This window comes from Chrysiogenia bacterium (genome assembly GCA_020434085.1).
In the GTDB taxonomy this organism is placed as follows: Bacteria; JAGRBM01; JAGRBM01; order JAGRBM01; family JAGRBM01; genus JAGRBM01.
Map to the genome: position 1 here is coordinate 1 of JAGRBM010000366.1, position 10,245 is coordinate 10,245.

Consider the following 10,245-nt stretch of genomic DNA (forward strand, 5'->3'; position numbering starts at 1 on the left):
AGGATGCCTTCTGTTCGATGTGCGTGGCGGGCCAGTGTTTCCGAGCCCATACAACGGCCTCGGCCAGGGCCTCACCTGCGAGCGGAGGAAGCGGCTCGCGCTCGATCGCGCCACCCGGCAACCGGCGCTCCCAGCCGTGGGCGCCCCAGACTTCGGGCATGGGATCGAGCTGAATCAGGCGGGGAAGATCGCTGGCGCTACGCCCGCTGATAAGCACGACTCGCGTCGGCGTTTGGGCCATCAATTCATGGAGTGCTTCGCGAACCCCCGCATAGGGGTGAGCGCGGTCGCGATCAGGGGTGAAGGGAGCGAGCGTCCCGTCGTAGTCGAGCAGCAGCAGCGGGCGGTGAGCGTTGCGGAGTTGCGACAGAAAATCGGTAAGCGACCCCTCGCGGCAGAGGCGCTCTCTTGCCTCGCCGGGATCTGACACCGCTTTTGCCTGCGTGCTCACACGGTCCCTCCGTTTCAGTCGAGCTCGATGCGACCCTCCTCGCCCCTGACCACTGCGAGCATCAGGGTCAGATACTCGCGCAGGTGACGGATCACCAGAAACTGTTCGCGCACGAATTCATGGCCCGTCTGGCCCATTTCCTTGCGTCGTTCGGGATGGTTGAGCAGGTAGCGCGTGCGCATGGCGGCGCCCTCCGGCGTGCTGACCAGAAAGCCCGTGTGGTAGTTCACAATCTGCGAGCGAATTCCGCCCGTGTCACCGCCGATCACTGCTTTGCCCTTCCACAGGCCCTCGGTGACGGTGAGCCCGAAGCCCTCGCGAATGGACTTCTGGAGCAGGATCGTCGAAGCACGCTGCAGCGCATTGATCTTGCGGTGCGCGTCTGATGGAAGCAGGAGCAGGTGAATGTCGGGATGATCGCCGGCCGCGCGCTGCACTTCGTCATAGACGGCCGCGCCCTCGGGGTCGTCGTCGGCCCCGCCGCCGGCCAGCACGAGCTGCAGTTCCGGCGAGAAGGGCTTGACCAACCGATAGGCCTCCAGCACGCCGAGGGGATCCTTGAAGCGATCGTAGCGCGAGACCTGCAGCATGATCGGACGCTCCGGATCGATGCCCAGCTCCCTGCAGGTACCCGCGATTTCGGTCTCGTCGAGGTCCATGTTCTTTTCGGTCAGCGGGTCGATGCTCGGTGAGATCAGATACTGGTTGTGAGGCAGCGTCTGCGCGAAGGCCGCAAGCGAGAAAATACTCGCGTCATAGGGCGCGACGTGGTTGCGAAGATACTGCCAGACTGGACGATAAGGGTGGCTCACGTCGATGTGGCAGCGCCAGATCCACTTGCCCTTGCGCTCGGCAAAGTGCCCGAGCAGCGGCGCGGGCTGGGGATCGTGAATGAAGACAACGTCGGCATCGGCGAGCTTGTCGCGCAGCGCTTCCGCGCTCCTGGCGTTGGCCTGTTCATAGGCGCCCAGCAGGTTCTCGGCGAGGGAGATCTGGTATCCCTGCAACGCATTGTGGAAGCCCTTGGTGCACTGGTAGAAATCGGCCTCGCCCGTGACGATCTCCCAGGATGCGTCGATCCCCAGTTGCTGTTTGAGCGGGATGAGGCGATGCAGGATCTCGGCCACACCGCCACCGGCGCGCGTGGAGTTCACATGCACCACGCGCAGCCCTTCGAGGTGGCGCGAGAGCTGGCGCAGGTGATCGAGCGCCTCGATCCCGACAATGTCGCGGTAGTCGTCGAGCTGCACGTTCACTTTGCGCCCCCCTCCCCCAGGTGCTTGCGCAGCGTGTCGGCCACACGAGTGCGAAGCGACTGTAGCGAAATGAAGTAGGGATCGATCCCTTCGAGCTCTTTCTCGAGGGCTTCGTAGCGCTCACCCCTGTCGCGGATCCAGACGGCAAAATCATTGAGGCGCCGGGGCTTGCGATAACGTGCTTCGATGATGTGATAGAAGACGCTGCCGAGCGAGAGACGTGGCACCAGGTCCACCAGATCCTCCGGGCACTCGGCGCGCGAGAGCGTGTCAAAAATGACGAGCTGCCCCCGGATGAAATGGAAACTGTCGCCGCGCCGCGCATAGGGCAAATTCTCACACTCGTCGATCCGCTCTTCGACAATGTCGATCACGGCGGCGCGCAGGGCATCCAGATTCTCGAAATCCGTGGGATCGAGCACACCCAGCCGCTCGGCCAGGGTCAGATCGTGCAGGGCATGCTTAGCCCAGACGGCAAAATCATTATTGAAGTCGGGACTCTCGAAATTCGGGCGCAGCAGGTGGCCCCAGAAGTGGTAGTAGATGGAATCGGGCTCGACCGCGAAGAGGTGGTCACGAAACTCGCGCAGGTCGTGGGCACGCCGGCCGGTGGCGATTGCAATCAGGGCACTGTCCTTGATCGCAAAGGTCTCCCGCGGGTTGTTCGCCTCGTCACCCTGTGAATTCTCTTCCATTGCGCACATATATCCTTAGGAGCGCTCCCGCGTATCGTCAACCGCTTGACGGATATGCACGGATCAACTGCGATTGCGTTCTGTTACTGAAACAACCATAGAAGCCGCGTACACGGCCTTGTGGGAGATTGCGGAGAACCATGGCAACGGCAAACAGGCGACAATTGATGTTCGGCCTCGCGTGCGCGTTGGTCACGCTGTTTGCCACATCAGCCCATGCCGCGCGTCCCATCGTTGCGGTCAGCATTCCGCCCCAGGCCTATTTTGCCGAGCGGATCGGGGGCGAACTCATCGACACCCAGGTGTTGCTACCACCGGGTGCCTCACCGGTCACCTATGAGCCCTCCCCGCGTCAGATCGTCGCCATCTCGAAGGCCGCGCTCTATCTCAAGGTCGGCCACCCCGATTTCGTGCTCGAAGCGCGTCACCTCAAAGGCCTGCTCTCGCCGAAGACCCGGGTCCTCGACATGTCCGAGGGCGTGGACTTTCTCAAGCTCGAATCCCACGAGCACGAGGACGGGCACGCCCACGGCGAGTCCGATCCCCATCTGTGGCTCTCACCGAAGATCGTGCGCGAGTTCGCCCCGCGCATCGCCGCGGCGCTCAAAGCGCTGCTCCCCGAGAGTTCGGCAAAGATCGACCAGAACCTCCAGATATTCCTGCAGGAGATCGCCGCGCTCGATCAGGAGATCATTCAGAGCCTCGATCGCTTTCGCGGCCGGGAGTTCGTCGTCTACCATCCGGCCTGGGGCTACTTCGCCCGCGACTACGGCCTGGTGCAGCGCGCCGTTGAAACCGGCGGCAAGGATCCGGGGCCGGCCCATCTGGTGCGCATCACCGATGAACTTCGCGGCGCCGGTTGCAAGGTGATCTTCGTGCAGAGCGGTTTTTCAGACAGAGGGCCCCGGGTCATTGCCCGGGAGATCGGCGCGCGCGTCGAAGTGCTCGATCCGCTTGCCCGTGACTGGAGCGCCAACCTGCGCAGGGTCGCCGCCCTCGTCATGGAGGCACTGGAGCGATGAGCCAGGTCGTCCTTGCCGCGCGCAACGTGAGCTTCGGCTACGAGCAGGAGGCCATCCTCAAGGATGTCTCGATCGAAATCCGCGCGGGCGATTTTCTGGCCGTCATCGGCCCCAACGGCGGCGGCAAGACGACGCTGCTCAAGGTGCTGCTCGGGCTGCTGCGCCCCTGGTCGGGAAGCGTGGAGTGCAACCTGCCCCGCGGCGCGCTCGGCTACGTGCCCCAGTTCTCCCACTTCGATCCGCACTTTCCGCTGCGCGTGCGCGACGTCGTCCTCATGGGACGCATGGGCGCGCGCGGGCTGATGCGCCGCTACAGCGCGGAAGATCGCGCCGCAGCCGAAGACTCACTCGCGCGGCTCGGGCTCTCCGATCTCTCGGGCGAGATCATCGGCGATCTCTCCGGCGGACAGCTCCAGCGCGTGCTCATTGCAAGAGCGCTCGCGGGCGATCCGGGCGTCCTGCTCATGGACGAGCCGCTGGCCTCGCTCGATCCCGAGTCGCGGCAGGTGCTCATGCGTGAGCTCAAGCTGCTCTCGGAAAAGATCCCGGTCGTCGTGGTCACCCACGACATCACACCCTTTGCCGGCACCATCAAACAGATCGCCTGCGTCAATCGCAAGCTTCACTACCACGAGGGCGGACAGCTCACGCCCCAGCAGCTCGAGGAAGCCTACGGCTGCCCGGTGGAACTGGTCGCCCACGGCGTCCCCCACCGCGTGCTGCCGCCGCACAATCACTGAGCCATGAGCGAACTTCTCTCCCACGAATTCGTGCAGAATGCGATCCTTGCCGGCGTGCTGGCCAGCGTGCTGTGCGGGGTGATCGGTACCTTCGTGGTGGTCAAGCGCCTGGTCTTCGTCTCCGGCGGACTCTCCCACGCGGCCTTCGGCGGGCTGGGGATTTGCTATTTCCTGGGCGTCGAGCCGCTCATCGGCGCCGCCGGCGTCTCGCTCATCGTGGCCTTGCTCCTTGGCGCGGCCGATCCCTCGCGCGTGCGCTCCCACGACGCGGCCATCGGCGTCTTCTGGGCTGTCGGCATGGCGCTGGGCGTCGTATTCATCCACCAGACGCCGGGCTATGCGCCCAACCTGATGACCTATCTCTTCGGTAACATCCTCACTGTAAGCCGCGGCGACGTGAGCATGACCGCGCTCTTCGTGCTCACCGTGCTCGGCGTGCTCGCCCTGTTCTTCAAGGAACTCGTGGCCGTGGCATTTGACGAGAGCTTCGCGCGCACGCAGGGGGTTCCAACCCGCGTGCTGCTCACCCTGCTCATGGTGCTGATTGCTCTGTCGGTGGTGTTTCTCATCCGGCTGGTGGGAATCATCCTGGTGATCGCGCTGCTCACCATTCCGCCGCTCATCGGTATGACGCTGGTGCGCAGCATCGGCGCCGTCATGGTGCTGGCAACCGGCGTGGGCATCGCCATGTGCCTGGGAGGCCTTGGCGTGTCCTATCGCTACGACCTGCCCTCGGGCCCGGCCATCGTGCTGCTGGGGGCCTGCGTGCTGGTGGTGCTCAGAGGCGGGAAAGAATTGCTGGAAACCAGAAAGCGAGAGCGGGTCTAGCGACCCGCTCACTCCCTGCTCATCCCTCGCCGCGAATGGGCGCGACCGGCGTGATGCTCACGCCCGGAACGCCGGGTTCCAGGCGCACGCGCGCGTCGATCCCAAAATACCGCGCGAGGTTTTCCTCGCTCAGCACCTCGCGCGGCGCGCCCTGCGCCGCCACGCTTCCCTCCCCGAGCATCACGATTCTATCGCAATAGCGCGAGGCGAGGTTGAGGTCGTGCACCGCAACCAGCGCACCCCGGCTTTCTTTGGCAAAGTCCCGTACCAGCTCAAAGCATTCGAGCTGGTGTGCGAGGTCCAGATTCGAGGTCGGCTCATCGAGCAGCAGCAGCGCCGGTTCCTGCGCAAGTGCGCGGGCGATCATCACTCTCTGGCGCTCGCCGCCCGAGAGTTCGTCGAGCATCCGGTCGGCGAAGCGCAGGACTTCGGTCTGCTCAAGCGCGCGCTGCACGACGGCGCGGTCGTGTTCGCCCTCCACATGAAAGCGTCCCAGGTGGGGATTGCGGCCCATGGCAACCACGTCGCGCACGCTGAAAGAGAAGCGCGAGAGTGTGTCCTGGGGAACCAGCGCCGCCTGCCGCGCGATCTCGCGGCGCGAGAATTCACCCACCGAGCGCCCCGACATCGCAACGGTGCCGCTCTGCGGGCAGAGCAACGCGAAGGCCAGCCCCAGCGCCGTCGACTTGCCGCTACCATTGGGACCGACCAGGCCGACGACCTCGCCGGGGGCAACGCTGAAGGAAACCTCGCGCAGCACGGGCTCGCTGCCGTAGGAGAAATTCACCGATTCAAAGGAGAGCAGCGCGTCCATCAGACCGAAAGCTCCCTTCGTCCGCGAATGAGAAGGAACAGGAAGAACGGCGCGCCCACCAGCGCGGTGATGACGCCCAGGCGAATCTCTTCTGGCCGGATGAGCGTGCGCGCGATCAGGTCGGCAAACACCAGGAAGGCCCCGCCGATGAGCAGGCTCGCCGGCAGCAGCACCCGGTGCGCGGGGCCAACGAGCAGGCGCAGAATGTGCGGAATGACGAGCCCCACGAACCCGATGGGTCCGGCCACCGCCACCGCGGCGCCGGCCACGGCCGAGGTCGCCACAATCAGCCGGCGGCGCACCTGGCTCACGTCCACACCCACCGAGTAGGCATGCACTTCGCCCATGAGCAGGAGGTCCATTTCGCGCGCATGCGCGACGATGACGGCGAGCCCCGCCAGTGAGATCGGAAGCAGCACCTTGAGCTGCTCCCACCCGGCGCTATCGAGTCCCCCGAGGGTCCACTGCAGAATCGAAGTCGAGATGCGCCAGTCGGCCAGTGAGAGCGAGAGAAGGAACGAGACAAGCGAGCCGTTGAGCGCAGCCAGCGCCACGCCCGCCAGCAGGAGCACCCCCACATCGACATGGCCGCGGCGGCTCGCGACCACGTAGATGGTCCACGTCGTAACGAGCGCCCCGACAAAGGCCAGCAGCGGCAGGATCCAGGGCGAGAGACTCGCCCAACCAAGAAAGATCGCGCACACCCCGCCGACGGCAGCGCCCGAGGACACACCGATCACGCCGGGCTCAGCCAGCGGATTCCGAAAGAGCGCCTGCATGGCCGCGCCGCAGCATGAGAGCCCCGCGCCCACGAAGAGCCCCAGAAGCGCGCGCGGCAGGCGAACGTCGAGCACGACGGTCTGCTCCCACGTCTGCCAGGTGCGCTCGATGGGAAGACCGACGGCGCTGCCGATGATTGCAAGCGCCTTGCCCAGCGAGAGCTCGGCGGTGCCGAAGAGCGTCGCGCAGATGAGCGCGACGAGCACGAGCGCCGCGCCGCCACCGATGGTGATGAGCGTCCTGCGACTCATGAGCCGAAGGCCTCCGGGTGCAGCGCGCGGGCGATTTGCTCGGCAGCCTTCAGGATGTAGTGGGAGTGGCTGGTGATCGACGCGCTTCCCACAGGATAGACCCGCCCGGCGCGCACGGCCGGCGAGTCCTGCCAGATGGGGTCGTCGTAGATCCAGGCGATCTGCTCTTCGAGATTGCCGGTACCGTAGGCGGGAACGAGCAGCACGTCGGGGCGCAGGCTCGCGGCGAACTCGCGTCCGACGCGCGCGTGCTGGGTCACGCCGCCTTCGGAGGCGGCGACGTTTTGGGCCCCCGCCCATTGCAGGATCTCGTCCACGCTGCTCCCGGCACCGAAGGTGTAACCAAGCTCGCTGAAGTAGAGCACCCGCGCGCGCGGCAGCCCGGCAAGGCGCTGCTGCAGGTCGGCAAGCTGCGCGTCGAATTCCGACAGCAGGCGCGCGGCTTCTTTTTCCGTGCCGGTGGCAGCGGCGATGACCTCGATGTTCCTTCGAAGGTCCGCGCTGCTGGTCACGTCGCGCAGGCGAATGACCGGAACGCCGGCCTCGATGAGAAAGCGCGTGGCCACCGTGTTGGTATACGGTGAAATGATGACGAGGTCGGGTTCCAGCGAGAGGACCTCTTCGGTTTCTCCTGCAATCAGTCGCGCGCCGGGGGGGACCTTGTCCGCGCAACTTGAGAGGCTCGGGTTGGCTGCAAAACGCGTGAGCGCCGCGATGCGCTCCGGCGCTACGATCTCGGTGAGGATCTCGTCGGCATCGAGAATCAGCGAGACGATTCGGCGCGGCGGGCGCGCGATGAGGATCTCGCGCCCGGCCGGATCGATCATGCGGCGCGGAAAGCCTTCGGCATCCGCAAGCGTCGTCTCGTGCAGCTCACTGGTGCCCAGCAGCGCCCCCTCCACACCCCCCACCGCCCAGAGGCCCGAGAGCAGCGCGGCAAGCGCAAGAATGATCGAGAGCTGTTTCATGCAAACAGCTCCGCGCAAATGACGCAAGAATGAGAAACCATGGGCGCACGCTCCTGTGGCACGAGGAGTCATCACGATGGCCCCGGGTCGGTCTCCTGGCTTGTGGGTCTCGAAGCGTCCGCGCTTCTTCGCTCGCCTCCGCCTTCCCGGAATCTCTTCCAGTGGCGTCGCTGGAGGCGTTCTCCCCACTTACAGTGGCGGCCCCGCGCCGGATTCTCACCGGCTTCCCGGCCCGCATTCGCTGCGGGCATTGCACCCCGGGGCATAGCGGGATGTCAGGGACTCGAATACACCCGCCCGGGACGGGGCGTCAAGCGCGCATGGGCGCCGCGCCCGGCTCCCGAGAAATCACTTTTCGAGAAGCAGCGCCGCGAGTTCTTCGGGGCTCTCTACGAGGAATTTTGGCGAGGCACGCTCGAGCTCGGCGCGCGAGTGGCCGCCGTAGCTCACGGCCAGGGAGTGGGCCCCGGCAGCGTGGGCCATGTCGAGGTCGTAGGTCGTGTCGCCGACCATGAGCGTGCGCCCCGGCGCAACGCCCAGCTCGCCAAGAATCTTCTCCACCATGTCGGGAAAGGGTTTGCCGCGCGGCACCGTGTCGGTCGTCGCGACGGCGCTGAAGTAGCCCCCCAGGTCGAAGTGCTTGATCGAACGCTCGACGCCCTTGAGGCTCTTGCCGGTGGCGAGCGCCATCGGACGCCCGCGCGTCTGCAGCTCGGCGAGCAGCTCGGCAATTCCGGGAAAGAGCGTGATGCGCGCGTGGCCCACCTCCACCCAGCCGCTCCGGTAGGCCTGCACCGCGGGTCCTGGATCTCCCTGGAGCCCCAGATCGGCAAAGAGGCGCGCGAAGACCTCGTCGAGCGGCAGGCCTACCAGGCGGAAGATCGCCTCGGCCTCCGCCGCCGCGTAGCCGGTCGCCTCGAGCGCGTGGTTCACGGTGGCGACGATGCCTTCGCGGCTGTCGGCCAGGGTGCCATCGAAATCGAAGATGATCAGGTCATAGTCACGCACGGGAGTTTGCCCCTCCAGTCGGGGAAGGCATACTTATCCCAAAATCTCCGGCAAGGCACACCCCAGATGGCCCTCGATCATGACATTGAAGCAACGCTGCGGCGCGCGGGATACGTGCGCATCGCGGGCCTGGACGAAGCCGGGCGCGGCCCGCTGGCAGGGCCCGTGGTCGCCGCGGCCGTGATTTTTCCCGAAGGCCACGCCCCCATTGCCGGAATCGATGACTCCAAGAAGATCAAGGAAGCCCGGCGCGAGGAACTCTTCGAGCAAATCTGCGCGAGTGCGAGCTGGGCCATCGCCGAGGTGAGCGCCGCCGAGATCGACGAGATGAACATCCTGCGCGCTTCGCTGGAGGCCATGCGCCGCGCGATGGCGGAGATTTCTCCCGATTACCTGCTCATCGACGGCAATCAGCCCGTCCCCTGCGAGGTAAGGCAAGAGTCGCTCGTCAAAGGCGACTCACGCTGTTACTCCATCGCGGCCGCCTCCATTCTTGCCAAGGTCCACCGTGACCGGCTGCTCGTCGAACTCGATGCACAGTTTCCCCACTACGGCTTTGCCGGGCACAAGGGATATCCGACCAAAAGCCACCGCGAGGCCATCGCCCGCCACGGCCCCTGCCCCGAGCACCGGCGCACTTTTCGCGGCGTGAAGGAATTTCTCTAGTGCTCTTCTCGCGAAAGCAGAGCGGCGATGCCGCCGAAGAGGCGGCCGAGAAGGCTCTCAAGAAACGTGGCTGCCGCACAATTGCGCGCAACTACAGCTCGCGCGAAGGAGAGATCGACCTCATCATGCGCGAGGGGCAAACCCTCGTCTTCGTCGAAGTGCGTGCCAAGCGCTCCGAGAAGTTCGGCAGCCCCGCCGAGTCCGTCACGCAGGCCAAGCAACGGCGCATCACCCGCACGGCCGAGCACTACCTGGCCAATGAGGGCGCAAAATATCGCCAGTGCCCGCTGCGCTTCGATGTGGTGAGCATCCGCCTGGATGAGGCCGGCAAACCGGTCGAGATCGAACACATTCCCGATGCTTTCGGTGCGCCCGGCGGCGGCTGGTAAAAGAAAAGCCCGCCGGTTGGCGGGCCTCTTTATCACTCCAGATATGGTTTACGGCGCGGGCGGCCCTTCGAGGTTGATCAGCACGCGCACGCGGCTGAAGCTCGCTGGCGGCTCGAGTTCCACGGGGAGGCCGCCGGAATCCTCTTTCTGGGAAAGGTCGTTCTGACCGGTATCTCCGTCATCGCCTCCGCCGCCCTGGTCGTCGTCATTGCCGCCCTGGTCTCCCTGGTCGCCGCCCTGATCATTCTGGGCCGTGCCGCCGCTCGGATCGTCGTCATCACCACCCGAGGGATCGTCGACGTGCTCGGAGCTTTCCTCATAGGTATCGGTGGGCAGTTCATCGCCCCCGTCGTTGCCATTCTCGATCTGGAACGCGC

The 10,245-nt window shown here is 65.4% G+C and carries 13 protein-coding genes and 1 riboswitch; of the genes, 5 read left to right on the plus strand and 8 right to left on the minus strand.

What is annotated here, in order from left to right; translation table 11 throughout:
* The 3 genes from KDH09_12715 to KDH09_12725 all read right to left on the minus strand — a co-directional run.
* On the minus strand, positions 1 to 451 hold a 451-nt coding region (locus KDH09_12715), incomplete at its 3' end, for a hypothetical protein (GenBank protein MCB0220554.1).
* Positions 452 to 465: 14 nt separating this feature from the next.
* Entirely contained in the window at positions 466 to 1,707 is a 1,242-nt protein-coding gene (locus KDH09_12720; protein ID MCB0220555.1) for a glycosyltransferase, read from the minus strand.
* Positions 1,704 to 2,402: a hypothetical protein gene (locus tag KDH09_12725; protein ID MCB0220556.1), complete on the minus strand. Its 699-nt coding sequence runs from the start codon at positions 2,400 to 2,402 to the stop codon at positions 1,704 to 1,706. The genes KDH09_12720 and KDH09_12725 overlap by 4 nt, the downstream gene beginning before the upstream one ends.
* Positions 2,403 to 2,542: 140 nt before the next feature.
* Between KDH09_12725 and KDH09_12730 the strand changes: the two genes are divergently transcribed.
* Genes KDH09_12730 through KDH09_12740 form a run of 3 tightly spaced genes read left to right on the plus strand, consistent with a single transcriptional unit; the run spans position 2,543 to position 4,992 of the window.
* A complete protein-coding gene (locus KDH09_12730) occupies positions 2,543 to 3,424 on the plus strand; it encodes a zinc ABC transporter substrate-binding protein (GenBank protein MCB0220557.1) in 882 nt (293 codons plus the stop codon).
* Entirely contained in the window at positions 3,421 to 4,164 is a 744-nt protein-coding gene (locus KDH09_12735; protein ID MCB0220558.1) for a metal ABC transporter ATP-binding protein, read from the plus strand. The genes KDH09_12730 and KDH09_12735 overlap by 4 nt, the downstream gene beginning before the upstream one ends.
* 3 nt (positions 4,165 to 4,167) lie before the next feature.
* On the plus strand, positions 4,168 to 4,992 hold the full coding sequence (locus KDH09_12740) for a metal ABC transporter permease (protein ID MCB0220559.1): 825 nt from the start codon (positions 4,168 to 4,170) through the stop codon (positions 4,990 to 4,992).
* Positions 4,993 to 5,011: 19 nt separating this feature from the next.
* On the opposite strand, the gene KDH09_12745 is transcribed toward KDH09_12740, so the two are convergent.
* The 4 genes from KDH09_12745 to KDH09_12760 all read right to left on the minus strand — a co-directional run bounded on the left by KDH09_12745 (position 5,012) and on the right by KDH09_12760 (position 8,813).
* Complete coding sequence (locus KDH09_12745; GenBank protein MCB0220560.1) at positions 5,012 to 5,806, minus strand: ABC transporter ATP-binding protein; 795 nt, start codon at positions 5,804 to 5,806, stop codon at positions 5,012 to 5,014.
* The gene (locus KDH09_12750; protein ID MCB0220561.1) at positions 5,806 to 6,837 is read right to left on the minus strand and encodes an iron ABC transporter permease; all 1,032 of its coding nucleotides are present in this window, start codon (positions 6,835 to 6,837) and stop codon (positions 5,806 to 5,808) included. The genes KDH09_12745 and KDH09_12750 overlap by 1 nt, the downstream gene beginning before the upstream one ends.
* A complete protein-coding gene (locus KDH09_12755; protein MCB0220562.1) occupies positions 6,834 to 7,805 on the minus strand; it encodes an ABC transporter substrate-binding protein in 972 nt (323 codons plus the stop codon). Before KDH09_12755 ends, KDH09_12750 begins: the two co-directional genes overlap by 4 nt.
* A gap of 67 nt (positions 7,806 to 7,872) precedes the next feature.
* A riboswitch (cobalamin riboswitch) is annotated at positions 7,873 to 8,081 on the minus strand.
* Between the two features lie 72 nt (positions 8,082 to 8,153).
* Positions 8,154 to 8,813, minus strand: a complete 660-nt coding sequence (locus tag KDH09_12760; protein MCB0220563.1) for an HAD-IA family hydrolase — start codon at positions 8,811 to 8,813, stop codon at positions 8,154 to 8,156.
* A gap of 66 nt (positions 8,814 to 8,879) precedes the next feature.
* Between KDH09_12760 and KDH09_12765 the strand changes: the two genes are divergently transcribed.
* Both KDH09_12765 and KDH09_12770 read left to right on the plus strand, forming a co-directional pair.
* Positions 8,880 to 9,479 carry a ribonuclease HII gene (locus KDH09_12765; protein ID MCB0220564.1) on the plus strand — a complete coding sequence of 200 codons (600 nt, stop codon included), beginning with the start codon at positions 8,880 to 8,882 and terminating at the stop codon, positions 9,477 to 9,479.
* Positions 9,479 to 9,868 (plus strand): YraN family protein, encoded by a 390-nt coding sequence (locus KDH09_12770; protein MCB0220565.1) that lies wholly within the window; start codon positions 9,479 to 9,481, stop codon positions 9,866 to 9,868. The genes KDH09_12765 and KDH09_12770 overlap by 1 nt, the downstream gene beginning before the upstream one ends.
* Before the next feature lie 48 nt (positions 9,869 to 9,916).
* Here KDH09_12770 and KDH09_12775 read toward each other — a convergent pair.
* A partial coding sequence (locus KDH09_12775) for a hypothetical protein (protein ID MCB0220566.1) occupies positions 9,917 to 10,245 on the minus strand: 329 nt, incomplete at its 5' end.

Coding starts and splice junctions, on each gene's coding strand:
- KDH09_12725 (MCB0220556.1), bottom strand. CDS start 2,402: ATGGAAGAGAATTCACAGGGTGACGAGGCGAACAACCCGCGGGAGACC.
- KDH09_12730 (MCB0220557.1), top strand. CDS start 2,543: ATGGCAACGGCAAACAGGCGACAATTGATGTTCGGCCTCGCGTGCGCG.
- KDH09_12735 (MCB0220558.1), top strand. CDS start 3,421: ATGAGCCAGGTCGTCCTTGCCGCGCGCAACGTGAGCTTCGGCTACGAG.
- KDH09_12740 (MCB0220559.1), top strand. CDS start 4,168: ATGAGCGAACTTCTCTCCCACGAATTCGTGCAGAATGCGATCCTTGCC.
- KDH09_12745 (MCB0220560.1), bottom strand. CDS start 5,806: ATGGACGCGCTGCTCTCCTTTGAATCGGTGAATTTCTCCTACGGCAGC.
- KDH09_12750 (MCB0220561.1), bottom strand. CDS start 6,837: ATGAGTCGCAGGACGCTCATCACCATCGGTGGCGGCGCGGCGCTCGTG.
- KDH09_12755 (MCB0220562.1), bottom strand. CDS start 7,805: ATGAAACAGCTCTCGATCATTCTTGCGCTTGCCGCGCTGCTCTCGGGC.
- KDH09_12765 (MCB0220564.1), top strand. CDS start 8,880: ATGGCCCTCGATCATGACATTGAAGCAACGCTGCGGCGCGCGGGATAC.